A 26,219-nucleotide genomic window follows, 5' to 3' on the forward strand; every position below is an offset into this window, starting at 1 on the left:
GCTGATTCGGGTTTTTGGCGGAGCAAAAAAAGCCGGGGCTTCGTTACCGTAAGCCCCGGCTTTTGTTACGCGAAATATCCGCGGTAACAGTTTTTTCACATCTGCACGTGTTACCTGTGGCGCGGCCCCTCAACTTTCGCTGGCGACGCCGGTCTTGCGCCGTGGAATGCCCAGGCGCTGGCGACGTTCCCACAGGCACTTGCGGCTCACGCCCAGCTTGCGTGCCAGTTCGGTCTCGGTCATGTGGTCCTGGTGCTCGAGGACGAAATGCTGGAAGTAGTCTTCCAGGGACAAATCTTCCGTCGGCTCGTGGCTGGTATTGCTGCCCGCGCCCTGTTGCGGCGCCAGGCCGATGAAGTCGTCGTCGTCCAGATCGCTGAGTTCGATATCGATGCCCAGCAGCTCGGCGGATATTTCCGGGCTTTCCGACAGGATAACCGCACGCTCGACGGCGTTTTCCAGTTCGCGCACGTTGCCCGGCCAAGAGTAATGCCGGATCACCTGCTCCGCGTCGGGCGCAAATTTCAGGTCGGTGCGGTTGATGCGTGCGCTCTGGCGCAGCAGGAACGCCTGGGCGATTTCGTTGACGTCGGCGCCGCGCTCACGCAGTGCCGGCAGCTTGAGCGCAATCACGTGCAGGCGGTAATACAAGTCTTCGCGAAATTGGCCGATCTTGGCCAGGCTCTTGAGGTCACGGTGCGTCGCGGCGATCAGGCGTACATCGACCTTTTGCGATTGCACCGACCCGACCCGGCGAATCTCGCCTTCCTGCAACACGCGCAGCAAGCGTGCCTGTGCTTCCAGGGGCAGTTCGCCGATCTCGTCGAGGAACAGCGTGCCGCCGTCGGCCGCTTCGACCAGGCCCGCGCGCCCGGCGCTGGCACCGGTGAACGCGCCTTTTTCGTGGCCGAACAATTCGGACTCGATCAAGGATTCGGGGATCGCCGCGCAGTTCACCGAAATCATCGGTGCCTTGGCTCGCTTGGACAGGTTATGCAGGGCGCGGGCCACCAGTTCCTTGCCGGTGCCCGACTCGCCCTGGATCAATACATTGGAGTCGGTCGGCGCGACCTTGCGGATTTTACTGTAAAGGTCCTGCATGGGCGGGCAGGAACCAATGATGCCGATCTCGCCGTTGCTGTTATCGACACCCGGTTTGTCGGCAACCTTGCCTGCCGGACGTTGTTCGACCGGGGCACTGCCGGCCGACTGACGGTCACGCAGGATGCGGGCCACCGCCTGAAGCATCTCGTCGTGGTCAAAAGGCTTGGCGATGTAGTCCACCGCGCCCATCTTCATCGAGTCCACCGCCGAGCGCAGGCTGGCGTAGCTGGTCATGATCAGCACCGGCGTGCCCTGGCCCAGTTTGATCAATTCGGTACCCGGTGCGCCCGGCAGGCGCAGGTCGCTGACGATCAGGTCGAACGTGGGAATGCTAAACCGCTCCTGGGCTTCCTGCACCGAGCCGGCTTCGCTGACCTGGTACTGATTACGTTCAAGCAGGCGACGCAAGGCAGAGCGGATAATGGTTTCGTCTTCGACGATCAAAATGTGCGGCATTGATTCAATTCTCTCGACGGTCTCAGTTCACAGCGGACGTCGCTTCGACATGACGCGGCAAGGTCACCCGAATACGGGTGCCGCGTTGGCTTTCGGTGTCAGCCGGGCTGTCGATGGTGATTTGTCCATAATGCTCTTCAACGATGGAATAGACCAGTGCAAGGCCCAGACCGGTACCTTCACCCGGGTCCTTGGTGGTGAAGAAAGGTTCGAACAATCGGTCCATGATGTTCTGTGGAATGCCGCTGCCTTCGTCTTCCACGATCAGGTCGACCGTGTGCTCGAAAGCCTCGCTCTTGACGCGTACCGCACTGTGCGGCGGGGAGGCGTCGCGGGCGTTGGACAGCAGGTTGATCAGGACTTGGGCCAGGCGTTGCGAGTCGCCATCGACCCAATGGTCCGGATCGCACAAGTTAAAGAACTGTACTTCGAAATTGCGCCGGTTCAAGGCCAGCAGCCCAATGGCGTCCTGCGCTACTTCGGCCAGGCACACCGCTTCGTCCTGATTCTGGTGGGCGCCGGAGTGGGCAAAGCTCATCAGTGACTGCACGATGCGCGACACGCGCTTGGTCTGCTCGAGGATTTGCCCGCTGATCTCGGTGATTTCACCGTCCTCCTCGCGTTCTTCGCGCAGGTTCTGCGCCAGGCAGGCGATGCCGGTAATAGGGTTGCCGATCTCGTGAGCCACGCCGGCGGCCAGGCGACCGATGCTGGCCAGTCGCTCGGAGTGCACCAGCTTGTCTTCGAGCATCTGCGTGTCGGTGAGGTCTTCGACCAGTAACACCAGGCCGCTGTTACCGGGGGCCAGGGGCTCGTCAATGGCGGCCTTGTGCAGGTTCAGCCAACGGGTCTGGCCGTCGAGCGCCAGGTGCTGTTTGTGCAAATGCTCATCGGGCAGGTTGATAAAACCCTGCAACAATTCTTTCCAGGGGTCGCCCAGGGTATTGAGGCGAGAGCCGACCACGCGTTGCGCGGCGATACCGGTAAGCTCTTCCATGGCCTTGTTCCACATCAGGATTTCCTGGTCCTTGGCCAGGGAACACACGCCCATCGGCAGTTCCTGCAGGGTCTGGCGGTGATAACGGCGCAGGGCATCGAGCTCGGCGGCCAGGCCGGTGAGGCGCGAGTGGTAGTCCTCGAGCCGGCTTTCGATGAAGTGGATGTCTTCGGTCACGTAGTTCTCGCCGCCCGCCTTGTAGGGCAGGAAGGTTTCCACCATGTCCTGGGACACGCTGGGGCCCATCAACCCCGACAGGTTGGCTTCGATACGGTCACGCAAACGCCGCAGGGCATAGGGGCGGCGCTCGTCGAACGGCAGGTACAAATCGCGCAAGGCCTGCTCGACTTCCTTTTGCGCGGCCTTGGCGCCGAGTGGCTTGGCCAGTTGCGTGGCGAACTCCTGGGGCGAGGCCGCATGCAGCTCGCGGCGTTGCGGGCGGCGCACGTTGTCCACCGCGCAGGCTTCGGCGGCGCTGATTTCTTCGGGGCTGGCATTGGTGAACAGCGAGATCAGCGTGAACATCAGCACGTTGGCGGCCAGCGAGGCGATTGCGGCCATGTGCCAGCTGGTGTCGTCCAGCACGTAAATCATGTTCAGCAAGGGGATATAGAACCCCTGCAGGTTGCCGACCAGTGGTAGCAGCATGGTGACCAGCCACACCAGGATGCCCGCCAGCAACCCGGCGATGAAGCCACGGCGGTTGGCGGTGGGCCAGTACAGTACCGACAGCACGCCCGGCAGGAACTGCAAGGTGGCGACAAAGGCCACGATGCCGAGGTTGGCCAGGTCTTGTCCGGCGCCCAGCAGCAGGTAAAAGGCGTAGCCGGCCATGATGATCGCGACGATCAGCGCGCGACGCGTCCATTTCAACCAGCGGTAGATATTGCCTTCGGCCGGTGGCTGGTACAGCGGCAGCACCAGGTGGTTAAGCGCCATGCCGGAGAGGGCCAGCGTGGTGACAATGATCAGGCCGCTGGCCGCGGACAAACCGCCGACGTACGCCAGCAGCGCCAGGGCCGGGCTGTTGGCCGCGATACCGATGCCGAGGGTGAAATACTCGGGGTTGGTGGTGGCTCCCAGTTTCAGGCCGGCCCAGAGGATCAGCGGCACCGCCAGGCTCATCAACAGCAGGAACAGGGGCAAACCCCAGCTGGCGCTGACCAGCGAGCGTGGATTGAGGTTTTCGGTGAAGGTCATGTGGTACATGTGCGGCATCACGATCGCCGACGCGAAGAACACCAGCAGCAGCGTTCGCCACGGGCCCTCCTGCAGCGGCGTGTGCAGCGCGGCCAGGGCCGTCTGGTTTTGCAGCAACCACAATTCCAACTGTTGCGGGCCGTCGAACACGCCGTAAAGCGCGTAAAGGCCGACACCGCCGATGGCAATCAACTTGATGACCGACTCGAAGGCAATCGCGAACACCAGGCCCTGGTGTTTTTCGCGGGTGGCGATATGGCGTGAGCCGAAGAAAATCGTGAACAGGCTGATCAAGGCGCAGAAGGCCAGGGCAACACGATGTTGCACGGGCTCGCGGGTCAGGATGCTGATGGAGTCGGCCACCGCCTGGATCTGCAGGGCCAGCAACGGCAGCACGCCGATCAACATGAAGATCGTGGTGAGCGCACCGGCCCAGGTGCTGCGAAAGCGAAAGGCAAACAGGTCCGCCAGGGAGGACAACTGATAGGTACGGGTGATTTTCAGGATCGGGTACAGCAGCACCGGCGCCAGCAGGAACGCACCGGATACGCCGAGGTAGCTGGAAAGGAACCCGTAGCCGTATTGATAGGCCAGGCCCACCGTGCCGTAGAACGCCCAGGCGCTGGCGTATACGCCCAGGGACAAGGTGTAGGTCAAGGGATGGCGAATGATCGCCCGCGGAATCATTCCGCGCTCACTGATCCAGGCGACGCCGAACAACGCCGCCAGGTAGGCGGCGCTGATCAGCAGCATCTGGGTGAGGCTAAAGCTCATCGGCATCTTTTTGGCTCTGCAGGATGAAAGTCACGACGATCAGGATCAGCCACAGCAGATAAGGGCGGTACCAGGCGCCCGTGGCGTCGATCCACCAGTCCATGATGGCGGGGGAAAACAGGTAGATCCCGACGACCAGCAGCAGGACCAATCGATAGATGTACATGTTGGCCTCTGATTAAAAAACTGCGGCGATGGTAACGGATGTCCGGCAAGCTGCAAGCGCCTTCAGCGCAATTGCGCTTCGGCCAGCGTGAGTGTGCGCGGGATCAGTGTGGCATCCCACTGCTGGATGCCCCAATCCAGCAATTCCCCGGGGCTCGCGTAAAGCAGTTCATCGCCGGCCGGCTGACCGAGGGCGCGCAGTGCTCTGAGCAGCAACGGCGTGGCTTGGTCCGCGGTCAGCGGTGGCGAGCGGTACGACTTGCCCAGTTTGTTGCCGTCCGGCTGGACGATCAGCGGCACATGCAGATAGCGCGGCTGGCGCAGGCCGAGCAATTCCTGCAGGTAAAGCTGGCGTGGCGTGGAGTCGAGCAGGTCGGCGCCGCGCACGATGTCGGTAACCCCTTGCCAGGCGTCATCCAGGACCACGGCCAATTGATAGGCGTACAGGCCGTCGCGGCGGCGGATGATGAAGTCGCCCGCATCACGCCCCAGGTGCTGTCGGAATGAGCCCTGTACCCGGTCGGTAAAATGATATTCAAGCTCGGGTACGCGCAGACGGATAGCGGCATCTTGCTGGTCGTGGCCGGCGTTGCGGCAACGTCCGGGGTAAATCCCGTTGTAGGGCTCCAGCTGTTTGCGCGAGCAGGTGCAGGCGTAGGCCAGGCCGTGGTTGAACAAATCGTTCAGTACCTTGGCGTAGGCCTCGTGCCGCTCGCTTTGCCGGAGCAGTTCGCCGTCCCACTCGAAGCCGTAGCGCTCAAGGGCATGCAGGATTGCCGCCTGGGCGCCGGGTTCTTCCCGGGGCGGATCGAGGTCTTCCATGCGCATCAGCCAGCGGCCCTGGCTGGCGCGGGCGTCGAGGTAGGAGGCGAGGGCGGCGACCAGGGAGCCGAAGTGCAAATGGCCGCTGGGCGTGGGGGCGAAACGCCCGATGTAGGTAGAGGCAGTCATGGACCGGATACTACTGGAAAATCGGTAAACGCCAGACACAAAAATGGGGCGTTCGCACGCCCCATTCCTTCAGCTCGGCAGGTATTACTTGCCGACCTGTTTTTCCTTGATTTCGGCCAAGGTCTTGCAGTCTACACAGAGGTCCGCGGTCGGGCGGGCTTCCAGGCGACGAATACCAATCTCGACGCCGCAGGATTCGCACCAGCCGTATTCTTCGTCTTTGATCAGTTGCAGGGTCTTGTCGATCTTCTTGATCAACTTGCGCTCGCGATCACGGGCGCGCAGTTCGAGGGCGAACTCTTCTTCCTGGCTCGCACGGTCGGCCGGGTCAGGGAAGTTGGCTGCTTCGTCCTTCATGTGGTCAACGGTACGGTCAACCTCCTGCATCAAGTCCTGTTTCCACTTGTTCAGGATCTTGGTGAAGTGCAAGCGCATGGGCTCGCCCATGTACTCCTCACCTTTCTTCTCTACGTAAGGTTCGAAGCCGCTGATGCTTTGCTTTTCTTGGGTGGACATGAATAGACCGCCTCTCACTCTTCTAATCCATTGCGCAGGATTGCAACGTCACCGACACCTGCCGGCCCTGCGGCTGCAAGCGGGCGAACTTACCAGATAGATTCGGGGTGCGCCACTCCCGGTTGTCGAGCCTGTCGCGCCGGGGTTGCAAACTGCAGGGCCCCGTCGTGGCTGGGTATGTCTCGTCTCGAATGTTGATTTTAGTCGTTTTGCCGGCGCTTGCCCGTACCGTCAAGTCGGTCGGGCAGGCAATAGAGCATGTTTTAACGCCAGGGTTCGGTAGAATCCGGATTTTGTCCTCACCGTCTAAGGAAGGCTAATGGCTCAGCCCTACAGTGCGCGCAGTCGCGCCATCGAACCTTTTCATGTCATGGCGTTACTGGCGCGGGCCAATGAGCTGCAATCAGCTGGCCGCGACGTGATCCATCTGGAAATCGGCGAGCCGGACTTCACCACCGCCGAACCGATTATCCAGGCTGGCCAGGCGGCCCTGGCCAACGGCAAGACGCGCTACACCGCCGCCCGTGGGCTGCCCGAGTTGCGTGACGCGATCAGCGGTTTCTACCAGCAGCGTTATGGGTTGAACATTGATCCGCAGCGCATTCTGATCACGCCCGGTGGCTCCGGCGCGTTGTTGCTGGCCACCAGCCTGCTGGTGGATCCGGGCAAACACTGGCTGTTGGCGGATCCAGGCTACCCCTGCAACCGGCATTTTTTGCGCCTGGTAGAGGGCGCGGCGCAGTTGGTGCCGGTGGGGCCACAGGTGCGTTACCAATTGACCGCCGACCTGGTGGCCGAACACTGGAACCAGGACAGCGTGGGCGCGCTGGTTGCCTCCCCGGCCAATCCTACCGGGACGATGCTCACTCGGGACGAACTGGCCGGGCTGTCGAGTGCCGTCAAGGCGCGTGACGGCCACTTGGTGGTGGACGAGATCTATCACGGCCTCACCTACGGCGCAGACGCCGCTAGCGTGCTGGAAGTCGATGACGATGCTTTTGTCCTGAATAGTTTTTCGAAGTATTTCGGCATGACCGGCTGGCGCCTGGGCTGGCTGGTGGCACCCCCTGAAGCAGTGGGTGAATTGGAGAAGCTGGCGCAGAACCTCTACATCAGCGCGCCGAGCATGGCCCAGCATGCGGCCCTGGCCTGCTTCACCGCGCAAACCCTGAGCATTCTGGAAGAGCGTCGCGCCGAATTCGGCCGACGTCGTGACTTCCTGCTGCCGGCCCTGCGCGAGTTGGGCTTCAGGATCGCGGTGGAGCCGGAAGGAGCGTTCTATCTTTATGCGGATATCAGCGCGTTCGGCGGTGATGCCTTCGCGTTCTGCCGGCATTTCCTGGAAACAGAATATGTGGCGTTTACCCCCGGGCTGGATTTCGGGCGTTATCAGGCGGGTCATCATGTGCGCTTTGCCTACACGCAAAACCTTGATCGGCTACAGGAAGCGGTGGAGCGGATTGCCCGTGGCCTGCGGAGCTGGCAAGGCTGATGCGTTTTCATCCTCCCCTCGAAGAAGGGCGGCTGATCCGCCGCTACAAGCGCTTTCTCACCGACATCGAAACCGTTACCGGCGAGTTGCTCACCATTCACTGCCCGAACACCGGTTCGATGCTCAACTGCATGGTCGAAGGTGGCCAGGTCTGGTTCAGCCGTTCCGCCGACCCCAAGCGCAAGTTGCCCGGCACCTGGGAAATCGCCGAAACGCCCCAGGGGCGGCTGGCATGCGTGAACACGGCACGCGCCAACCCGTTGGTCGAGGAAGCACTGCGCGCCGGCGTCATCACTGAGCTCAACGGTTTCACTGCGTTGAAGCGAGAAGTGCCCTACGGTCAGGAAAAGAGCCGAATCGATTTTCGCCTGGAATACCCCCAGGGGGCCGCGTTTGTCGAGGTTAAAAGTGTCACCTTGGGCTTTGATGGCAGCTCAGTGGCGGCATTCCCTGATGCGGTGACCCAGCGCGGCGCCAAGCACTTGCGGGAGCTGGCTTACCTGGCGCGTGAAGGTGTGCGGGCGGTGCAGTTGTATTGCGTCAATCTCTCGGGGATCGATGCGGTGCGCCCGGCGGTGGAAATTGATGCGGGTTACGCCGCTGCGTTGCGTGAGGCCAAGGCGGCGGGGGTCGATGTACTGGCGTACGGTGTGCGGGTCACGCCTGAAGAGATTTACGTCGAGCGGCCGTTGAAGGTGCTGTTGGGTGACTAGAGTTTCACCCACAAGCCCTGTTCGTCTTCGCGGCCGGGCAGGGCGGTGAGGCTTTGGCCTGCGCAGGGGCCGGCGATGCATTCGCCGCTTTCGATCAGGAACAGCGCCCCGTGGGTGGCGCATTGAATCAGGCTGGCGCTTGAATCGAGGAAGCGGTGCGGCTGCCATTCCAGCGGGATGCCGCGGTGGGGGCAACGGTTGATATAGAAGTAGGCAACCCCATCGCGCCGCACGGCCAACAGTTTGCGCCCGTCGATATCAAAGCCGAGGCTGCTGTCGGGCGCAAGGGCTTCGGAGGGGCAGAGAAACTTCATTTCATTCCTTAAGTGCCTTGACGTTCAAATGCAAACAATTATCAAATGCCGCTTCGCCCGTCAGCTGGTCGGGTGCTCATTACGATGCCGGGCAGGCTGTATCTGTCACATTGATGAGTGCATGAGCGGCTCTGCCTTGAAAGGAAACCCTGTTATGCGCCTGAGTGCCAGCGTTATTGCGCTTGTTGCCGGATTGCTGGTCAGCCAAGCGGTCCAAGCCCTGGAGCTGCCGCAACGCTGGGTCAGCGCCGGTGGCGCGTTATCGGAGTGGGTGACGGCATTGGGGGGCGAGTCGAAACTGGTCGGCGTGGACACGACAAGCCAGCATCCGGCGTCACTCAAGGCATTGCCAAGCATCGGTTATCAGCGCCAATTGTCGGCCGAAGGCATTCTCAGCCTGCGCCCGCAACTGCTGGTGGGTACCGAGGAAATGGGGCCACCACCGGTGCTGGCGCAAATCCGCAGCGCCGGGGTGCAGGTAGAAATGTTCTCGGCCCAGCCGGATTTGGCCAGCCTGAAAACCAACCTGGCGCATTTGGGTAAGCTGCTGGACAGCGAGGCCAGGGCCAACCAATTGTTCAGCGGCTATGAGCAGGCCCTGGATAGACAGAAAGCCTGGGTGGCCAAGGCCCAGTTGACGCAAAAAGCACCGGGCGTGTTGCTGTTGCTCGGGCACGCCGGCGGCAAGCCGTTGATCGCCGGTCAGGACACCGCCGCTGACTGGATAGTGCAGCAGGCCGGCGGCCATAACCTGGCGACTCACAATGGTTACAAACTGTTCTCGGTGGAGTCGCTGGCCGGGTTGAGTCCCGATGTGCTGGTATTTGCTGATCGGGCACTCAGCGGTGAAGCGGCCCGTGTGGCGTTGTTCAAGGAAAATCCTATCCTCGCGTCCACGCCGGCGGCCAAGAGCGGCCGGGTGATTGAGTTGGACCCGACGCTGCTGGTGGGCGGGCTCGGACCACGCTTGCCGCAGAGCCTGGCGCAGTTGTCTGCCGGGTTTTACCCGTCCAGCGCGCAGCCCGCCCCATGACGACATTGGTTAAACCGAAAACGCTGTTTATCGGGCTGGCGCTGTTGTCTCTGGTGGCGATCTGGCTCTCATTGGCGCTGGGCCCGGTCAGCCTGCCGTTGTTCGACACACTCAGGGCCGCATTGCGATTGATGGGGATGCCGATCAATGCCCAGGGGCTCGAACAGGCCGAGTTGATCCTGGGGCAGATTCGTTTGCCGCGCACGTTACTGGGCCTGGCCGTCGGGGGTGTGCTCGCATTGTCGGGCGTGGCGATGCAGGGGTTGTTTCGCAACCCGCTGGCCGATCCTGGCTTGGTGGGCGTGTCCAGTGGTGCGGCATTGGGGGCGGCGGTGGCCATTGTCGCAGGCTCGTTTTTTGGCGGGTTGCCGGACGCATTCGGTCCGTATCTATTATCGATCTGCGCGTTTCTGAGCGGCCTGGGCGTCACCGCGCTGGTGTATCGATTGGGACGGCGCAACGGCCAGACCAACGTCGCGACGATGCTGCTTGCCGGCATTGCGCTGACGGCGCTCGCCGGTTCCACGGTGGGGCTGTTTACCTACCTGGCAGACGACGCCACCTTGCGTACCCTGACATTCTGGAACCTGGGCAGCCTCAACGGTGCCAGCTATTCGCGATTATGGCCGTTGCTGCTGGTCAGTGCGGGCGTGGCGCTGTGGCTGCCGCGCCGGGCGAAGGCCTTGAATGCGCTGTTGCTGGGTGAGTCCGAGGCGAGTCATCTGGGTATTGATGTTGAAAAGCTCAAGCGTGAACTGGTGTTCTGTACGGCGCTGGGCGTCGGCGCAGCGGTGGCTGCGGCGGGCATGATCGGCTTTGTCGGATTGGTGGTGCCGCATCTGGTGCGGTTGCTGGCAGGCCCGGATCACCGGGTGTTGCTGCCGGCTTCGGTGCTGGCGGGCGCGAGTTTGCTGCTGTTTGCCGATCTGGTGGCGCGCTTGGCGTTGGCGCCGGCGGAATTGCCGATCGGTATCGTTACCGCGTTTATCGGCGCGCCTTTTTTTCTCTATTTATTGTTGCGGGGGCGCGCCTGATGCTGCGGGTGGAAGCGCTGCACATCCGTCGCGCAGGCAAGACCGTGTTGGCGGATGTGACCCTGGACCTGCTGCCGGGCCAAGTGCTGGGCGTATTGGGCCCCAACGGTGCGGGTAAAAGCACCTTGTTGAGTGCGCTGTGCGGTGAGTTGTTGCCTGATCAGGGCAAAGTCTGGCTGGGTGCGCAGGAATTGAAGCGTTTGAGCGGCGCGCAACGCGCTCAACGCCTGGCAGTCCTGCCCCAGACCTCCACCCTGGATTTCGCTTTCCGTGTCGAGGAAGTGGTAGGCATGGGACGTTTACCCCATCAGACCGGTCGCGTACGTGATGAGGAGATTATCCGCGCGGCGCTGCATGCGGCAGATGCAGGGCACCTGAGCGGGCGCAGTTACCTGGCCTTGTCGGGCGGGGAGCGTCAACGGGTGCACCTGGCCCGAGTATTGGCGCAATTATGGCCGGGCGAGGCGGGGCAGACGTTGTTGCTGGATGAGCCGACATCGATGCTCGATCCGTTGCATCAGCATACGACCTTGCAGGCCATCCGCAGCTTTGCCGACCGTGGCGCGGCGGTGCTGGTGATCCTGCATGACCTGAACCTGGCCGCGCGTTACTGTGATCGTATCCTGCTGCTGGCGGGTGGGCGCCCGCATGCCCTGGACACGCCGGCACAGGTGCTGCGGCCCGAGCCGCTCAAGGCGGTGTTTGGCCTGGATGTGTTGGTGCAGTCGCATCCGGAACGTGGTCATCCGTTGATCATCGCGCGCTGAGCACAGGGTTTTCCAGGCAAAAAAAGACCCGGCAAGAGCCGGGTCAAATAACCGTGATTAGCCTGATGAGGAGATAATCTGAGAGTCCGAACCAATGGTCTTTCAGTTATCGGCTGATCTCGCGACCAGTTGTGATAATCATAACGATTCTCATTTGAGAGTCAACAGTTGTTTTATCCATTCCCGTATTTTTCTCCAACTGCCCCTCCGCAGACCTAAATCTTCTTGCGCGTCGAGAGCGCATCGAACTGACGGTTCAACGCTTCTTTGCGTTCTGCGGGAATGTCGTTCCAATGCACATCCATCAATGCGCCTTCAATGGCATACAGCAGGACTTTCGATGCTCGGAACCCGCGAGTGCGCACGGCGCGGTAGGCGTCGACCGCCCCCAGGCGGCGTAAGTCGGATGCGCTGTGGATGCCCACCGCATGCAGCCATTGCGCCGACGTCTTGCCAAGATTTTTCAGGTGCTGCAGCTCATCGTTCATCAAGCCTCCTTGCGACGGCCGAAGGGTGCGGTGGGTATCGTGACCAGGCAAGCCTGAAAATGAGTGTAGCGCTCAGTAGGAAAAGTGTGATTTTTTGCTCGGGAACGGCTCAAAAGCTTATAAGAACGCCGCCATATCTCAGGCAGGGTAAAGCGCCCGGCACGCCTGTCGCGCGGCCGGGAGCCGAAGTCTTGAGGTTATTTGGTGCGGTAACGCAGGCGGGTGCCGAAATTGACCGACATCAGGATCTCGTCAGCCGTCAGGTCGGAGGAGAAGTAAGTGCCGGAAATCTGCGCGTGGGCCAGGCTGGCGCCTTCCAGCGAACACTCACGTAAATCCAGCCCGCGCAGGTCGGCGGAGCGGAAGTAGGCGTCGGTGAAGTCGATACCTGCGGTGTTCAGTTCGCGCAGGTCCAACCCTCGGAAGTCGCCGCCACGCATGTCGATAACCCCGTCACCGGGGCGTTCCTGATTGAAGCCGCGGATGTCGTCCTTGTGCAGGAGCGCGTAGAGCGGGGTATCAAGAAGCTTGGGATGACTCATGACGGCGACTCCTGTTGGTATTATGGCGCCATTATAGTGCCACTATCGCAGAGTCGTGCGCCAACGTGGCGACACGACCAAGAAATATTTCTTACAGGCCGGGCAAGCGCTGACGAATATGCGCAACCAACGCATCGAGGGTCCCGCTTTCATTGGTCTCGACGCGCTTGCTCAACAGCAGCTCCTGCGCTGTCAGCGGGTCACGATTGGCTTGCTGCTGTTCGATAACCACCAACGTTGCGTCGGACGGATCGTTTTTATCTGCCTGACGTTGTGCCAGCCAACTGGCGATGACGGCCTGGGGCGCATTGCAATCCAGAATCAGGAACGGGGCCCCGGTGGCTTCGGCGACCCGGGCCGCCGCGTCGCGTTGTTCGCGTTTGAGGAAGGTGGCATCCAGCACCACCGGGAAACCGGCGCGAAGCACGGTGTCGGCAATTTCGTTCAGCCGCGTATACGTTGCAGCACTGGCGTCATGGTTATAGATGCCGGCCTGCGGTGTATTTTCCACAGGCTGCTCGCCAAACAGGCGCTTGCGCTCCACGTCCGAGCGCAGGCGAACAGCGCCTAATGCCTCGACCAGGCGCAGGGCGACATGGCTTTTGCCCACGGCCGAAACACCATGGGTGATTGCCAGGAAGCGCGAGGGAATCGTGCTGTAGCTTTCAGCCAGATTGGCGTAGTTGCGGTACTGGCGCAGGGTGGTGGCGCGTTGCACCGGGTCGGCTTCGCTCGGCATGCTGAACAGCGCAACTTTGGCCCGGACCAGGGCGCGATACGCCTTGTAGAAATTGAGCAGCTCCAGGCCCTGATAATCCCCGGTCAGCTCCAGGTACTGGCTGATGAATCGTCGCGCCAGGCATTTGAGGCCACGGTCTTCCAGGTCCATCGCCAGGAACGCGGTGTCGGCGTACACGTCGGTAAAGCGGAACGGCTCGTTGAACTCGATGCAGTCGAAGATCACCACATGGCCGTCGATCAGCGTGGCGTTGCCCAGGTGAATGTCACCATGGCATTCGCGGGTGAATCCATTGAGCTTGCGCTGTTGCAGCAGCGGCTTGAGACGCTCGAAGCTGCTTTCGGCCCAGGCTTGCAGGGCTTCCAGTTGAGTCAGGTCGGCCTTGTCACCGAGGAATGGGCGGATCTGTTCGAAGTTCTGGCGTACCGGTGCCATCACTTCATCCGGGGTGCCGGCGGGGTGTTCCTGTGGGACTTTGGGGGCGTTGATGTGGAAGTGCGCAATCTGGCTGGCCATTTCGTCAATGTGCGCGCTGGTGAGTTCGCCGTTGGCTTGCAAGGTGCTCAGCATCTGGCTCTGCGGGAACTGGCGCATTTTCAGCGCGTATTCGATGACCGGGCCGTCGCCAGCCAGTTGCGGTGCGTCGGCAGTGCCGGTAATTGGCAACACTTCAAGATACAAATCTTCGGTCAGGCGCTGGTTGAGGCGCAGTTCTTCGTTGCAGAAGTGGCCGCGTTTTTCCAGATCGGTGAAGTCCAGGAACCCGAAGTTCATCGGTTTCTTCAGTTTATAAGCGTAAGGACCGGTCAGGATTACCCAGGAAATATGGGTTTCAATAACGTGAAATGCTTCCACCGGATGCGGGTACAACGCCGGGTTTTGCAGGGCTGCGATCAGGGACTGGCTCACGGGCGATCCTTCAAAGTCTGGGAGAAATCATGGCAGGCATTATGGCCGCTACGGGCGGTCGTGCAAACCGCTGTCCGGCTCATGTTGATCATCAATAAAGTGCGTATAATCCGCCGCCATGACTCGAACCCGATCTCCCCGTTCCCGTAAAAAACCTCCTTCGCGCAGCCTGCGCCCGTGGCTGGGCTGGGCGCTCAAGCTCGGCCTGGTTGGCCTTGTGGCGCTCGCCGGCGTTGCGGTGTATCTCGACGCCGTGGTCCAGGAGAAGTTCTCCGGCAAGCGCTGGACCATCCCGGCCAAGGTGTATGCACGCCCGCTGGAATTGTTCGCCGGCCAGAAACTGAGCAAGGACGACTTCCTCACCGAACTCGATGCGCTGGGCTATCGACGCGAACCCGTGAGCAACGGCCCGGGCGCGGCGGCGGTCAGCGGCAATACCGTCGACCTGAACACCCGTGGCTTCCAGTTCTACGAAGGCCTGGAAAAAGCCCAGCCGGTACGCGTGCGCTTTTCCGGCGATTACGTGGCCGAGCTGTCGTCGCTCAACGGCGCCAAGCTGCCGGTCGTGCGTCTCGAACCGCTGATGATTGGCGGCATCTACCCGAAGAACCTTGAAGACCGCATCCTGATCAAGCTCGATCAGGCGCCTCCGTATCTGCTGGAAACCCTGGTCGCTGTCGAAGACCGCGACTTCTATAGTCACTGGGGCGTTTCGCCGAAGTCGATTGCCCGCGCGGTTTGGGTCAATACCTCCGGCGGCAGGATGACCCAGGGCGGCAGTACGCTCACCCAGCAGTTGGTGAAGAACTTCTACCTGACCAACGAGCGCAGCCTGACGCGCAAGCTCACCGAAGCCATGATGGCCATGCTCCTGGAGTTGCATTACAGCAAGCAGGAAATCCTCGAGGCGTACCTCAACGAAGTCTTCGTCGGCCAGGATGGTCAGCGCGCGGTGCACGGTTTCGGCCTGGCCAGCCAGTTCTTCTTCGGGCAGCCATTGTCCGAATTGAAGTTGCACCAGGTGGCCTTGCTGGTGGGGATGGTTAAGGGGCCCTCCTATTACAACCCGCGTCGCAACCCGGAGCGTGCGCTTGAGCGCCGCAACCTGGTGCTCGATGTTCTGGAGCAGCAGGGCGTTGCCACTGCCGAACAGGTCGCTGTGGCGAAGAAAATGCCGCTGGGCGTCACCACGCGCGGCAAGCTGGCGGACAGCTCGTTCCCCGGCTTTATCGACCTGGTCAAACGTCAGTTGCGCGAAGACTACCGCGACGAAGACTTGACCGAAGAAGGGCTGCGCATCTTCACCAGCTTTGACCCCATTCTGCAGATGAAGGCCGAGGCGTCGGTCAATGACACCTTCAAACGCCTGACCGGCCGTAAGGGCTCCGATGAAGTCGAGGCCGCCATGGTCGTGACCAACCCGGAAACCGGTGAAGTCCAGGCCATGATCGGCAGCCGCCAGGCCAGTTTCGCCGGTTTCAACCGTGCCCTGGATGCCGTGCGGCCGATCGGTTCGCTGGTCAAGCCGGCGGTTTACCTGACCGCCCTGGAAAAGCCGAGCAAGTACACGCTCACCAGTTGGCTGTCGGACGATCCGCTGTCGATCAAAGGCGCCGATGGTCAGGTGTGGACGCCGAAGAACTTCGACCGCCGCTCGCACGGCACCGTGTTTCTGTACCAGGGGCTGGCGCATTCCTACAATATCTCGACGTCGCGCCTGGGGCTCGAAGTCGGTGTGCCGAATGTGCTGAAGACGCTGGCGCGATTGGGCATCGAACGGGAGTTCCCGGCGTTCCCGTCAATGCTGCTGGGGGCGGCAGCCATGAGTCCGATGGAAGTGGCCACCATGTACCAGACCCTGGCCAACGGTGGATTCAATACCCCGATGCGCGGTATTCGCAGTGTGCTGACCGCCGAGGGCGAGCCGCTCAAGCGCTACCCGTTCCAGATCCAGCAGCGTTTCGACGCGGGGTCCATCTACCTGATCCAGAACGCCATGCAACGCGTGATGCGTGAAGGTACCGGGCGCTCGGTCTACAGCGTGCTGCCGTCGAACCTGACGCTGGCGGGCAAGACCGGCACCAGTAACGACTCGCGCGACAGTTGGTTCGCAGGTTTCGGCCAGGACGTACTGGCCGTGGTGTGGCTGGGCCGTGACGATAATGGCAAGACGCCGTTCACCGGTGCTACCGGTGCGCTGCAGGTCTGGACCAGCTTCATGCGTAAAGCTGACCCGTTGCCGCTCAACATGCCGCAGCCGGACAATATCGTGCAGGCCTGGATTGATCCCCACACGGGCCAGGGTTCCGACGCCAACTGCCCGGGGGCGGTGCAGATGCCGTATATTCGCGGCAGCGAGCCACCACCCGGTGCCGCCTGCGGGGGCAGTGCCCCGGCTGATGCGGAGTCGGTGATGGATTGGGTCAAGGGCTGGATGAATTAAGCAAAGAGGGTTTCAAGTGAACAAGTTGTGGATTCCAGCGATTACAGTTCTGGCTTTGCTCGGCGGTTGCTCCAGCGTGCAACGCGGCTCTATTCCGGTCGTGGACGCGAGCACGGGCGTCTCCAATAGCGAGCGGATTTCGGCCAAGGGCGGGTTTCGTCAAACCGTGACCAACCGTCCGGCACAGGCCAAGCCGCAGGCAATGCCGCAGGACTCGGGCGTGGTGGTAATGGTGCCTGGCAGTGGTGCTGCTACCGCAGCCCCGATCAGCGCCGAACCCTGGACCCCGGGGCCAAGCACTTCGGGTCCGGTCGATGCAACGCCGATCCAGACCGCGCCGGTCAACCAGGGCACGTACAACATGCCGTCGACGCCGAGCGGCATTCCTTCGTCATCCAGTGCGGGCGGCCTGTCCGCTGACGAGCAACTGGACGGCCCGGTATTGGCGCTGCTCACCACCGCCCAGCAACAACAGGCCGGTGGCGACCTCAATGGCGCTTCGTCGAGCCTGGAGCGTGCCCAGCGCGTTGCGCCTCGCGAACCGCAAGTGCTCTATCGCCTGGCCCAGGTGCGCATGGCCCAGGGGGATGCACCGCAAGCCGAGCAGTTCGCTCGCCGTGGTTTGAGCATGGCCAACGGTCGCCCGGACCTGCAAGCCAGCCTGTGGGCGCTGATCGGCGACGCGCGTGCCGCCCAGGGTGACGCCGCCGGCGCTGCCCAGGCTCGGGCGAAAGCCAAGGTCAACCTCTGATGGATGAACGTTTTCCGGCGATTGCCGAACAGTTGTTGCTGATCGAGCGAGAGCTGCGCGTGCAGGGCTGGTGGGACGAGGTGTCCCCCAGCGCCGAAGCGCTCGGCAGCGTCGAGCCGTTTTCGGTCGATACACTGGATTTCCACCAGTGGCTGCAATGGATTTTCCTGGTCCGTATGAAGCAGATCCTCGAACAGGACCTGCCTTTGCCCAATGCTTCCGGGATTCTGGAGATGGCCGAGATGGTCTATGCCGACCGTCCTCGGGAGAGCCTTGGCTTGCGCAATGCGCTGAAAAAGTTCGACCAATTGATCGCTGACGCTCGTTAATTGCCTGACTGCCGGTTTTTCCGGCAGTCTTGCGCATATTTCTACCGCTTGACGACATTCAGGCGAGTTTTATCCCTCCTCAAAGCCCTTTCTCCTACGTTCTCATGCGCTTAGTTGGAAAAAAGCGCAATTATTGCTTGACTTGAAGGGCCTGAAACAGAAGAATCCAAAGTCCGCTGTATCGGGACTGCCAGAAGCAGGCCCGCTCAGCAGATCATGAGGCGCACATCCGCGCCGACCTGTAACACCCGCAACGCGTTACCTCGCGCTGGGTGGGAAAAGCCCGCAACACTTGGGACGATCCCAATACTTGCTCAGTCAGTGCTGACGTAGTCGGCGACCACCGTCGCTCATGCTCTGTTGAGAAGTAAACCTATTAAGACCCGTCGGTTTTCAACGGACGGTATTCTGGCGTTTTAGAGGTGAACAACGTGGAGCTTTTATCTGGCGGTGAGATGCTCGTCCGCTTTTTGCGTGACGAAGGCGTCGACTATATCTACGGGTACCCGGGTGGTGCTCTGCTGCATGTCTACGACGCACTGTTCAAGGAACCGGCTGTTACCCACATCCTGGTTCGCCACGAACAGGCCGCGACCCATATGGCTGACGGCTACGCCCGTGCCACCGGTAAAGCCGGCGTGGTACTGGTAACGTCCGGCCCGGGCGCAACCAATGCCATAACCGGCATCGCGACTGCCTATATGGACTCCATTCCGATGGTGATCATTTCCGGCCAGGTCGCCAGCACCATGGTCGGCACCGACGCGTTCCAGGAAACCGACATGATCGGTATCTCCCGGCCGATCGTGAAACACAGCTTCATGATCAAGCACGCCTCGGAAATTCCGGAAGTCATGAAAAAGGCGTTCTACCTCGCACAATCCGGTCGCCCGGGTCCTGTCGTGGTGGATATTCCCAAGGACATGACCAACCCGGCCGAGAAATTCGAATACATCTTCCCGAAGAAAGCCAAGCTGCGCTCCTACAGTCCGGCCGTGCGCGGGCACTCGGGGCAAATCCGCAAGGCGGCTGAAATGCTCCTGGCGGCCAAGCGCCCGGTGCTGTACTCCGGTGGTGGCGTGATTCTGGGGGGCGGTTCCGCACCGCTGACCGAATTGGCCAAGCTGCTTAACCTGCCGGTGACCAACACTTTGATGGGCCTCGGCGCATTCCCGGGTTCGGACCGTCAGTTCGTCGGCATGCTCGGCATGCACGGCAGCTACACCGCCAACCTGACCATGCACCACGCCGATGTGATCCTGGCCGTGGGCGCACGCTTCGATGACCGCGTGATCAACGGCGCGAGCAAGTTTTGCCCGAATGCCAAGATCATCCATATCGACATCGACCCGGCGTCCATTTCCAAGACCATCAAGGCGGACGTGCCGATCGTGGGTCCTGTTGAAAGCGTCTTGACTGAAATGGTCGCTGCGCTCAAGGACATCGGCGAAACGCCGAACAAGGAATCCGTTGCCAGTTGGTGGAAGCAGATCGACGAATGGCGCGGCGACCGCGGCCTGTTCCCTTACGACAAGGGCGACGGCAGCATCATCAAGCCTCAAACCGTGATCGAGACCCTGTGCGAAGTGACCAAGGGCGATGCCTTTGTGACCTCCGACGTGGGCCAGCACCAGATGTTCGCCGCGCAGTACTACACATTCGACAAGCCTAACCGTTGGATCAACTCCGGTGGCCTGGGCACGATGGGCTTCGGTTTTCCTGCGGCCATGGGTGTGAAACTGAGCTTTCCGGAGGCTGACGTTGCCTGTGTCACCGGTGAAGGCAGTATCCAGATGAACATCCAGGAACTGTCGACGTGCCTGCAGTACGGTCTTCCCGTGAAGATCGTCTGCCTGAACAACGGCGTGCTGGGCATGGTTCGTCAGTGGCAGGACATGAGCTACGGCAGCCGTCACTCCCATTCCTACATGGAATCGTTGCCCGATTTCGTCAAATTGGTTGAAGCCTATGGCCACGTCGGCATGCGCATCACCGATTTGAAAGATCTGAAGCCGAAGATGGAAGAGGCGTTCGCCATGAAGGATCGCCTGGTGTTCATCGATATTCAGGTGGATACCAGCGAGCACGTCTACCCGATGCAGATCAAAGACGGCTCTATGCGCGACATGTGGCTGAACAAGACGGAGCGTACTTAATCATGCGGCACATTATCTCCCTGCTTCTGGAGAACGAACCCGGCGCTCTGTCCCGTGTTGTCGGCCTGTTTTCGCAACGCAACTACAACATCGAAAGCCTGACCGTGGCCCCAACCGAAGACCCGACCCTGTCGCGCCTGACGTTGACCACCGTGGGCCACGATGAGGTGATCGAGCAGATCACCAAGAACCTCAACAAGCTGATCGAAGTGGTCAAGCTGGTCGACCTGTCGGAAAGTGCCCACATCGAGCGCGAGCTGATGTTGGTCAAGGTCAAGGCTACAGGCGCCCAGCGTGCCGAGATCAAGCGCACTACCGATATTTATCGCGGGCAGATCGTCGATGTGAGCGCCAGCGTTTATACCGTTCAACTGACCGGTACAAGCGACAAGCTGGACAGCTTCATCCAGTCGATCGGGACGGCCTCGATTCTGGAAACCGTACGCAGTGGTGTCACCGGGATTGCCCGTGGTGACAAAGTACTCAGCATCTAACCCAATTAGCGAATGGCCTTACGGCCTGGATATATAGAGGAACCTCATGAAAGTTTATTACGATAAAGATTGTGACCTGTCGATCATCCAGGGCAAGAAAGTCGCCATCATTGGTTACGGCTCCCAGGGCCATGCTCAAGCGTGCAACCTGAAAGATTCCGGCGTTGACGTGACCGTTGGCCTGCGCAAAGGCTCGGCTACCGTTGCCAAGGCTGAAGCCCACGGCCTGAAAGTGACTGACGTGGCTTCCGCCGTTGCGGCCGCCGACCTGGTCATGATCCTGACCCCGGACGAATTCCAGTCCGCGCTGTACAAGAATGAAATCGAGCCGAACATCAAGAAGGGCGCCACCCTGGCCTTCTCCCACGGCTTCGCGATCCACTACAACCAGGTTGTGCCGCGCGCTGACCTCGACGTGATCATGATCGCGCCAAAGGCTCCAGGCCACACCGTACGTTCCGAGTTCGTCAAGGGCGGCGGTATTCCTGACCTGATCGCGATCTACCAGGATGCTTCGGGCAACGCCAAGAACGTTGCGCTGTCCTACGCGGCCGGTGTTGGCGGCGGTCGTACCGGCATCATCGAAACCACTTTCAAGGACGAGACCGAGACCGACCTGTTCGGCGAACAAGCCGTACTGTGCGGCGGTACCGTTGAACTGGTGAAAGCCGGTTTCGAAACCCTGGTTGAAGCGGGTTATGCGCCGGAAATGGCCTACTTCGAATGCCTGCACGAACTGAAGCTGATCGTTGACCTCATGTACGAAGGCGGTATCGCCAACATGAACTACTCGATCTCCAACAACGCCGAATACGGCGAGTACGTGACCGGCCCGGAAGTGATCAACGCCGAATCCCGTCAGGCCATGCGCAACGCCCTGAAACGTATTCAGGACGGCGAATACGCCAAAATGTTCATCAGCGAAGGCGCCACCGGCTACCCTTCGATGACCGCCAAGCGTCGTAACAACGCCGCCCACGGTATCGAAGTCATCGGCGAGCAACTGCGCTCCATGATGCCGTGGATCGGTGCCAACAAGATCGTCGACAAAGCCAAGAACTAAGTCGTACGTATCAAGGGAAAACGCGGCTTAGGCCGCGTTTTTTCGTTTGGGTAAGCGGGTTCTGGTATAAAGCTGCATCGTTTGCGGGCGAACACTCGCCGCAAGTATCTGTCGAATTTTTTTCACACCGTTGCAAGGTAAAGTCCATGAGCGAACGTCCCGAAGAGCCAAACCAGGCTTCCGACGCCGAAAGCATGCTGCCGATCGATGAACATGTCGAAGAAGGGCATGACGCGGAAGGCCGCAAGGTCCGGCATCGTGGCATCTATCTGCTGCCCAACCTGTTTACGACGGCGAACCTGTTTGCCGGCTTTTATTCCATCATCAACTCGATGAGCGCCCAGAGTGCGTTGGCGGCAGGTGATGCCGTGAGTGCCAGCAAGTACTTCGGTTTTGCTGCCATCGCCATCTTCGTCGCCATGGTGCTTGATGGCCTGGATGGTCGTGTGGCGCGCATGACCAATACCCAAAGCGCCTTCGGTGCCGAGTACGACTCTTTGTCGGACATGGTCGCCTTCGGTGTTGCCCCTGCGTTGCTGGCGTTTGCCTGGGCGCTGGGTGATATGGGCAAGGTCGGCTGGATGGTTGCCTTCATCTATGTTGCGGGTGCGGCGTTGCGTCTTGCGCGCTTCAACACTCAGGTCGGCACTGCCGACAAGCGTTACTTCATTGGCCTGGCCAGTCCTGCTGCCGCGGGCGTGGTGGCGGGTATCGTCTGGGCGTTCAGTGATTACGGCATTCAGGGTTCGAAGATGTCGTTCCTGGTAGCGCTGATGGTTGCTGCGGCCGGCATGTTGATGGTCAGCAACATCAAGTACAACAGCTTCAAGGAGCTGGACCTCAAGGGCCGTGTGCCTTTCGTAGCGATTCTTGTTGTGGTGCTGGTGTTTGCGGTGGTGTTCAGCGATCCGCCGCGCATTTTATTGTTGGCCTTCCTGGTCTACGCCGCTTCTGGGCCGGTCCAGTACCTGCTGCATCTTCGTCGGGACAAAACATTGCCTTAATGTAATTTCCCCCATACTCCGCAGTCTATTGGTGCACCTGTCCTCCAATGCTGCGGAGTTGCCATGTTAATCAAATTGCCCAAAGCGTCCGATTGCCACGAATCGGATGTCACCCCTGAATCCTTCTATCTCTCTCGCCGCAGCTTGCTCAATGGCGCGCTCGCCGGTATTGCCGCCAGCAGCCTGCCTCGTTGGGCCAGTGCAGAGGAGGCAGCACGCTATGCCGACGTCGAGCCGGGTAGGGCGCCTGACTGGTTTGCGCAAAAGCTCCCCGGCACCAAATGGCAGGCAGTGACCGTCAAAGACGAGGCCATCACGCCGTTCAAGGACGCAACCCACTACAACAACTTCTATGAATTTGGCACGGACAAGGGCGACCCGGCGGCAAATGCCGGTTCACTCAAGACCGAACCCTGGAGCGTTGTGATTGATGGTGAGGTGGCCAAGCCTGGGCGCTACGCACTCGAAGACTTCATGAAGCCTTACCAGTTGGAAGAGCGCATCTACCGTCTGCGGTGCGTTGAGGCGTGGTCGATGGTTATTCCCTGGATCGGCTTCCCCATTTCCGCCTTGCTCAAGCAGGTCGAGCCCACCTCCAAAGCGAAGTTCATCCGCTTTGAAACGCTGCAGGATCCAAAAAGCATGCCGGGTCAGCGCTCCAGTTTCGGCTTGATCGACTGGCCTTATATAGAAGGGCTGCGCCTGGACGAGGCGATGAATCCATTGGCGATCCTTGCCGTTGGTATGTATGGGCGAGAGTTGCCTAACCAGAACGGTGCACCGTTGCGGTTGGTCGTGCCTTGGAAATACGGCTTCAAGAGTGTGAAGTCGATTGTGCGCATCAGCCTTGTCAGCGAACAGCCGAAAACGACCTGGCAGAGTATTGCCGCCGATGAGTATGGCTTCTATGCGAACGTGAACCCGACGGTTGACCATCCGCGCTGGACCCAGGCGCGGGAACGTCGTTTGCCGAGCGGTCTTTTCAGCCCGAACGTGCGCGAGACCCAGATGTTCAATGGCTACTCCGATGAGGTCGCCTCTTTATATACGGGCCTCGACCTGCGGAAGAACTATTGATGCGCTATCCGCTCTGGCGCATTGGCGTCTTTATAGCTGTCGCGGTATGGCCGTTGTTCTGGCTATATGAGGCCTGGAGTTTTGCCCTAGGGCCCGACCCTGGGAAGGTGCTGGTGGATCGCCTCGGCCTGGGCACCTTGATTCTGTTGCTGATCACGCTTGGCATGACTCCGCTTCAGAAACTGAGCGGTTGGGCGGGGTGGATTGCGGTACGCCGACAACTGGGGTTGTGGTGCTTTGCCTATGTGGCGCTGCATTTGGCAGCCTATTGCGTGTTTGTCCTCGGGCTTGACTGGTCGCAGCTGGGCGTGGAATTGCGTAAGCGCCCGTACATCATTGTCGGCACGTTGGGGTTTGTGGGCTTGCTGGTTTTGGCTTCGACCTCCAATCGTTATAGTCAGCGACGGTTGGGGAGCCGCTGGAAGAAGCTGCACCGTTTGGTCTATGTGATTCTCGGACTAGGTTTGCTGCACATGCTCTGGATAGTTCGGGCTGATTTGAAGGAGTGGGCTGTCTACGCTTCCATTGGTGCGCTGCTTCTTCTATTGCGGGTGCCACCGGTGATGCGCCGAATCCCTCGCCTTATTGCTAAAAAACCGTCTTCTGCAACAAAACTGTAATTAGCCCTTGACGGCAGATTCTGTGCGCCTATAATTCGCCCCACTTCCGGCGCAGTCGAAACGGAAAACTTCTTGGTAAACAATGAGTTAAGTGGTTTTCGACAGCAGGTCGCTTCAGTTCATCGAAGCCAAAAGGAAGTTGAAAAAGAGGTGTTGGCAGCAGCGTGTAACGCTGTAGAATTCGCCTCCCGCTTACGAGAGATCGCAAGCGCAAGTGGTTGAAGTTGTTGAAGAAATCTTCGAAAACTTCTGAAAATAACCGCTTGACAGCAAATGAGGCTGCTGTAGAATGCGCGCCTCGGTTGAGACGAAACATCTTAACCAACCGCTCTTTAACAACTGAATCAAGCAATTCGTGTGGGTGCTTGTGGAGTCAGACTGATAGTCAACAAGATTATCAGCATCACAAGTTACTCCGCGAGAAATCAAAGATGTAACCAACGATTGCTGAGCCAAGTTTAGGGTTTCTTAAAAACCCAAAGATGTTTGAACTGAAGAGTTTGATCATGGCTCAGATTGAACGCTGGCGGCAGGCCTAACACATGCAAGTCGAGCGGTAGAGAGAAGCTTGCTTCTCTTGAGAGCGGCGGACGGGTGAGTAAAGCCTAGGAATCTGCCTGGTAGTGGGGGATAACGTTCGGAAACGGACGCTAATACCGCATACGTCCTACGGGAGAAAGCAGGGGACCTTCGGGCCTTGCGCTATCAGATGAGCCTAGGTCGGATTAGCTAGTTGGTGAGGTAATGGCTCACCAAGGCGACGATCCGTAACTGGTCTGAGAGGATGATCAGTCACACTGGAACTGAGACACGGTCCAGACTCCTACGGGAGGCAGCAGTGGGGAATATTGGACAATGGGCGAAAGCCTGATCCAGCCATGCCGCGTGTGTGAAGAAGGTCTTCGGATTGTAAAGCACTTTAAGTTGGGAGGAAGGGCAGTTACCTAATACGTGATTGTTTTGACGTTACCGACAGAATAAGCACCGGCTAACTCTGTGCCAGCAGCCGCGGTAATACAGAGGGTGCAAGCGTTAATCGGAATTACTGGGCGTAAAGCGCGCGTAGGTGGTTTGTTAAGTTGGATGTGAAATCCCCGGGCTCAACCTGGGAACTGCATTCAAAACTGACTGACTAGAGTGTGGTAGAGGGTGGTGGAATTTCCTGTGTAGCGGTGAAATGCGTAGATATAGGAAGGAACACCAGTGGCGAAGGCGACCACCTGGACCAACACTGACACTGAGGTGCGAAAGCGTGGGGAGCAAACAGGATTAGATACCCTGGTAGTCCACGCCGTAAACGATGTCAACTAGCCGTTGGGAGCCTTGAGCTCTTAGTGGCGCAGCTAACGCATTAAGTTGACCGCCTGGGGAGTACGGCCGCAAGGTTAAAACTCAAATGAATTGACGGGGGCCCGCACAAGCGGTGGAGCATGTGGTTTAATTCGAAGCAACGCGAAGAACCTTACCAGGCCTTGACATCCAATGAACTTTCCAGAGATGGATTGGTGCCTTCGGGAACATTGAGACAGGTGCTGCATGGCTGTCGTCAGCTCGTGTCGTGAGATGTTGGGTTAAGTCCCGTAACGAGCGCAACCCTTGTCCTTAGTTACCAGCACGTAATGGTGGGCACTCTAAGGAGACTGCCGGTGACAAACCGGAGGAAGGTGGGGATGACGTCAAGTCATCATGGCCCTTACGGCCTGGGCTACACACGTGCTACAATGGTCGGTACAGAGGGTTGCCAAGCCGCGAGGTGGAGCTAATCCCACAAAACCGATCGTAGTCCGGATCGCAGTCTGCAACTCGACTGCGTGAAGTCGGAATCGCTAGTAATCGCGAATCAGAATGTCGCGGTGAATACGTTCCCGGGCCTTGTACACACCGCCCGTCACACCATGGGAGTGGGTTGCACCAGAAGTAGCTAGTCTAACCTTCGGGAGGACGGTTACCACGGTGTGATTCATGACTGGGGTGAAGTCGTAACAAGGTAGCCGTAGGGGAACCTGCGGCTGGATCACCTCCTTAATCGACGACATCAGCTGCTCCATAAGTTCCCACACGAATTGCTTGATTCATTGAAGAAGACGA

The 26,219-nt window shown here is 59.8% G+C and carries 23 protein-coding genes and 1 rRNA gene; 15 read left to right on the forward strand and 9 right to left on the reverse strand.

What is annotated here, in order from left to right; genetic code table 11:
• Nucleotides 1-129 precede the first annotated feature (129 nt).
• The 5 genes from BFQ00_RS04160 to dksA form a co-directional block, all read right to left on the reverse strand.
• Nucleotides 130-1,560 (reverse strand): sigma-54-dependent transcriptional regulator, encoded by a 1,431-nt coding sequence (locus BFQ00_RS04160; RefSeq protein ID WP_065932696.1) that lies wholly within the window; start codon nucleotides 1,558-1,560, stop codon nucleotides 130-132.
• A gap of 22 nt (nucleotides 1,561-1,582) precedes the next feature.
• Nucleotides 1,583-4,537, reverse strand: coding sequence for a sensor histidine kinase (locus BFQ00_RS04165; RefSeq protein WP_162303221.1), 2,955 nt, complete (start codon nucleotides 4,535-4,537; stop codon nucleotides 1,583-1,585).
• Nucleotides 4,521-4,697: a hypothetical protein gene (locus BFQ00_RS28905; RefSeq protein ID WP_003176118.1), complete on the reverse strand. Its 177-nt coding sequence runs from the start codon at nucleotides 4,695-4,697 to the stop codon at nucleotides 4,521-4,523. The genes BFQ00_RS04165 and BFQ00_RS28905 overlap by 17 nt, the downstream gene beginning before the upstream one ends.
• A 62-nt stretch (nucleotides 4,698-4,759) precedes the next feature.
• Nucleotides 4,760-5,647 carry a tRNA glutamyl-Q(34) synthetase GluQRS gene (gene gluQRS / locus BFQ00_RS04170; RefSeq protein WP_065932697.1) on the reverse strand — a complete coding sequence of 296 codons (888 nt, stop codon included), beginning with the start codon at nucleotides 5,645-5,647 and terminating at the stop codon, nucleotides 4,760-4,762.
• Between the two features lie 84 nt (nucleotides 5,648-5,731).
• Nucleotides 5,732-6,163, reverse strand: coding sequence for an RNA polymerase-binding protein DksA (dksA, locus tag BFQ00_RS04175; RefSeq protein WP_065883968.1), 432 nt, complete (start codon nucleotides 6,161-6,163; stop codon nucleotides 5,732-5,734).
• Nucleotides 6,164-6,482: 319 nt separating this feature from the next.
• Between dksA and BFQ00_RS04180 the strand changes: the two genes are divergently transcribed.
• Together BFQ00_RS04180 and sfsA are read left to right on the forward strand one after the other, a co-directional pair.
• On the forward strand, nucleotides 6,483-7,655 hold the full coding sequence (locus tag BFQ00_RS04180; protein WP_065892280.1) for a pyridoxal phosphate-dependent aminotransferase: 1,173 nt from the start codon (nucleotides 6,483-6,485) through the stop codon (nucleotides 7,653-7,655).
• A complete protein-coding gene (sfsA, locus tag BFQ00_RS04185; protein ID WP_065932698.1) occupies nucleotides 7,655-8,368 on the forward strand; it encodes a DNA/RNA nuclease SfsA in 714 nt (237 codons plus the stop codon). Before BFQ00_RS04180 ends, sfsA begins: the two co-directional genes overlap by 1 nt.
• Here sfsA and BFQ00_RS04190 read toward each other — a convergent pair.
• Entirely contained in the window at nucleotides 8,365-8,682 is a 318-nt protein-coding gene (locus BFQ00_RS04190; RefSeq protein WP_065932699.1) for a Rieske (2Fe-2S) protein, read from the reverse strand. The genes sfsA and BFQ00_RS04190 overlap by 4 nt on opposite strands.
• Before the next feature lie 154 nt (nucleotides 8,683-8,836).
• On the opposite strand from BFQ00_RS04190, the gene BFQ00_RS04195 reads away from it, so the two are divergent.
• Genes BFQ00_RS04195 through BFQ00_RS04205 form a run of 3 tightly spaced genes read left to right on the forward strand, consistent with a single transcriptional unit; the run spans nucleotide 8,837 to nucleotide 11,516 of the window.
• Nucleotides 8,837-9,715 (forward strand): heme/hemin ABC transporter substrate-binding protein, encoded by an 879-nt coding sequence (locus BFQ00_RS04195; protein WP_065932700.1) that lies wholly within the window; start codon nucleotides 8,837-8,839, stop codon nucleotides 9,713-9,715.
• A 50-nt stretch (nucleotides 9,716-9,765) separates the two neighbouring features.
• Nucleotides 9,766-10,749 carry a FecCD family ABC transporter permease gene (locus BFQ00_RS04200; RefSeq protein WP_170827531.1) on the forward strand — a complete coding sequence of 328 codons (984 nt, stop codon included), beginning with the start codon at nucleotides 9,766-9,768 and terminating at the stop codon, nucleotides 10,747-10,749.
• Nucleotides 10,749-11,516, forward strand: a complete 768-nt coding sequence (locus BFQ00_RS04205; RefSeq protein ID WP_065883979.1) for a heme ABC transporter ATP-binding protein — start codon at nucleotides 10,749-10,751, stop codon at nucleotides 11,514-11,516. The genes BFQ00_RS04200 and BFQ00_RS04205 overlap by 1 nt, the downstream gene beginning before the upstream one ends.
• Nucleotides 11,517-11,731: 215 nt before the next feature.
• On the opposite strand, the gene BFQ00_RS04210 is transcribed toward BFQ00_RS04205, so the two are convergent.
• From BFQ00_RS04210 to BFQ00_RS04220, 3 genes are all read right to left on the reverse strand, one after another.
• Nucleotides 11,732-12,004 (reverse strand): TfoX/Sxy family protein, encoded by a 273-nt coding sequence (locus tag BFQ00_RS04210; protein WP_065883985.1) that lies wholly within the window; start codon nucleotides 12,002-12,004, stop codon nucleotides 11,732-11,734.
• 197 nt (nucleotides 12,005-12,201) lie between these two features.
• Entirely contained in the window at nucleotides 12,202-12,546 is a 345-nt protein-coding gene (locus BFQ00_RS04215) for a pentapeptide repeat-containing protein (RefSeq protein WP_065883988.1), read from the reverse strand.
• 91 nt (nucleotides 12,547-12,637) lie between these two features.
• Entirely contained in the window at nucleotides 12,638-14,194 is a 1,557-nt protein-coding gene (locus BFQ00_RS04220) for a bifunctional aminoglycoside phosphotransferase/ATP-binding protein (RefSeq protein ID WP_065932702.1), read from the reverse strand.
• A gap of 118 nt (nucleotides 14,195-14,312) precedes the next feature.
• Between BFQ00_RS04220 and mrcB the strand changes: the two genes are divergently transcribed.
• From mrcB to BFQ00_RS04270, 10 genes are all read left to right on the forward strand, one after another.
• Nucleotides 14,313-16,637, forward strand: a complete 2,325-nt coding sequence (gene mrcB, locus BFQ00_RS04225; RefSeq protein WP_065932703.1) for a penicillin-binding protein 1B — start codon at nucleotides 14,313-14,315, stop codon at nucleotides 16,635-16,637.
• Between the two features lie 16 nt (nucleotides 16,638-16,653).
• On the forward strand, nucleotides 16,654-17,388 hold the full coding sequence (locus tag BFQ00_RS04230; protein WP_065883995.1) for a tetratricopeptide repeat protein: 735 nt from the start codon (nucleotides 16,654-16,656) through the stop codon (nucleotides 17,386-17,388).
• A complete protein-coding gene (locus BFQ00_RS04235) occupies nucleotides 17,388-17,717 on the forward strand; it encodes a YqcC family protein (RefSeq protein WP_065892292.1) in 330 nt (109 codons plus the stop codon). Before BFQ00_RS04230 ends, BFQ00_RS04235 begins: the two co-directional genes overlap by 1 nt.
• A gap of 431 nt (nucleotides 17,718-18,148) precedes the next feature.
• Entirely contained in the window at nucleotides 18,149-19,873 is a 1,725-nt protein-coding gene (locus BFQ00_RS04240) for an acetolactate synthase 3 large subunit (protein WP_065884006.1), read from the forward strand.
• Nucleotides 19,874-19,875: 2 nt separating this feature from the next.
• Nucleotides 19,876-20,367, forward strand: a complete 492-nt coding sequence (gene ilvN, locus BFQ00_RS04245; protein ID WP_003176102.1) for an acetolactate synthase small subunit — start codon at nucleotides 19,876-19,878, stop codon at nucleotides 20,365-20,367.
• 46 nt (nucleotides 20,368-20,413) lie between these two features.
• The gene (gene ilvC / locus BFQ00_RS04250) at nucleotides 20,414-21,430 is read left to right on the forward strand and encodes a ketol-acid reductoisomerase (RefSeq protein WP_003176099.1); all 1,017 of its coding nucleotides are present in this window, start codon (nucleotides 20,414-20,416) and stop codon (nucleotides 21,428-21,430) included.
• A gap of 146 nt (nucleotides 21,431-21,576) precedes the next feature.
• Entirely contained in the window at nucleotides 21,577-22,434 is an 858-nt protein-coding gene (gene pssA, locus BFQ00_RS04255; protein WP_065883999.1) for a CDP-diacylglycerol--serine O-phosphatidyltransferase, read from the forward strand.
• 63 nt (nucleotides 22,435-22,497) lie between these two features.
• On the forward strand, nucleotides 22,498-23,511 hold the full coding sequence (msrP, locus tag BFQ00_RS04260; RefSeq protein ID WP_065932704.1) for a protein-methionine-sulfoxide reductase catalytic subunit MsrP: 1,014 nt from the start codon (nucleotides 22,498-22,500) through the stop codon (nucleotides 23,509-23,511).
• Entirely contained in the window at nucleotides 23,511-24,131 is a 621-nt protein-coding gene (gene msrQ, locus BFQ00_RS04265; RefSeq protein WP_065932705.1) for a protein-methionine-sulfoxide reductase heme-binding subunit MsrQ, read from the forward strand. Before msrP ends, msrQ begins: the two co-directional genes overlap by 1 nt.
• A 488-nt stretch (nucleotides 24,132-24,619) precedes the next feature.
• Nucleotides 24,620-26,156, forward strand: a 16S ribosomal RNA gene (locus BFQ00_RS04270).
• Nucleotides 26,157-26,219 lie beyond the last annotated feature (63 nt).

Origin of the sequence: Pseudomonas sp. 28 E 9, assembly GCF_900004785.1 — a bacterium.
GTDB classification, from domain to species: domain Bacteria; phylum Pseudomonadota; class Gammaproteobacteria; order Pseudomonadales; family Pseudomonadaceae; genus Aquipseudomonas; species Aquipseudomonas orientalis_A.

Coding starts and splice junctions, on each gene's coding strand:
- BFQ00_RS04160 (WP_065932696.1), bottom strand. CDS start 1,560: ATGCCGCACATTTTGATCGTCGAAGACGAAACCATTATCCGCTCTGCC.
- BFQ00_RS04165 (WP_162303221.1), bottom strand. CDS start 4,537: ATGCCGATGAGCTTTAGCCTCACCCAGATGCTGCTGATCAGCGCCGCC.
- BFQ00_RS28905 (WP_003176118.1), bottom strand. CDS start 4,697: ATGTACATCTATCGATTGGTCCTGCTGCTGGTCGTCGGGATCTACCTG.
- gluQRS (WP_065932697.1), bottom strand. CDS start 5,647: ATGACTGCCTCTACCTACATCGGGCGTTTCGCCCCCACGCCCAGCGGC.
- dksA (WP_065883968.1), bottom strand. CDS start 6,163: ATGTCCACCCAAGAAAAGCAAAGCATCAGCGGCTTCGAACCTTACGTA.
- BFQ00_RS04180 (WP_065892280.1), top strand. CDS start 6,483: ATGGCTCAGCCCTACAGTGCGCGCAGTCGCGCCATCGAACCTTTTCAT.
- sfsA (WP_065932698.1), top strand. CDS start 7,655: ATGCGTTTTCATCCTCCCCTCGAAGAAGGGCGGCTGATCCGCCGCTAC.
- BFQ00_RS04190 (WP_065932699.1), bottom strand. CDS start 8,682: ATGAAGTTTCTCTGCCCCTCCGAAGCCCTTGCGCCCGACAGCAGCCTC.
- BFQ00_RS04195 (WP_065932700.1), top strand. CDS start 8,837: ATGCGCCTGAGTGCCAGCGTTATTGCGCTTGTTGCCGGATTGCTGGTC.
- BFQ00_RS04205 (WP_065883979.1), top strand. CDS start 10,749: ATGCTGCGGGTGGAAGCGCTGCACATCCGTCGCGCAGGCAAGACCGTG.
- BFQ00_RS04210 (WP_065883985.1), bottom strand. CDS start 12,004: ATGAACGATGAGCTGCAGCACCTGAAAAATCTTGGCAAGACGTCGGCG.
- BFQ00_RS04215 (WP_065883988.1), bottom strand. CDS start 12,546: ATGAGTCATCCCAAGCTTCTTGATACCCCGCTCTACGCGCTCCTGCAC.
- mrcB (WP_065932703.1), top strand. CDS start 14,313: ATGACTCGAACCCGATCTCCCCGTTCCCGTAAAAAACCTCCTTCGCGC.
- BFQ00_RS04235 (WP_065892292.1), top strand. CDS start 17,388: ATGGATGAACGTTTTCCGGCGATTGCCGAACAGTTGTTGCTGATCGAG.
- ilvN (WP_003176102.1), top strand. CDS start 19,876: ATGCGGCACATTATCTCCCTGCTTCTGGAGAACGAACCCGGCGCTCTG.
- ilvC (WP_003176099.1), top strand. CDS start 20,414: ATGAAAGTTTATTACGATAAAGATTGTGACCTGTCGATCATCCAGGGC.
- pssA (WP_065883999.1), top strand. CDS start 21,577: ATGAGCGAACGTCCCGAAGAGCCAAACCAGGCTTCCGACGCCGAAAGC.
- msrP (WP_065932704.1), top strand. CDS start 22,498: ATGTTAATCAAATTGCCCAAAGCGTCCGATTGCCACGAATCGGATGTC.
- msrQ (WP_065932705.1), top strand. CDS start 23,511: ATGCGCTATCCGCTCTGGCGCATTGGCGTCTTTATAGCTGTCGCGGTA.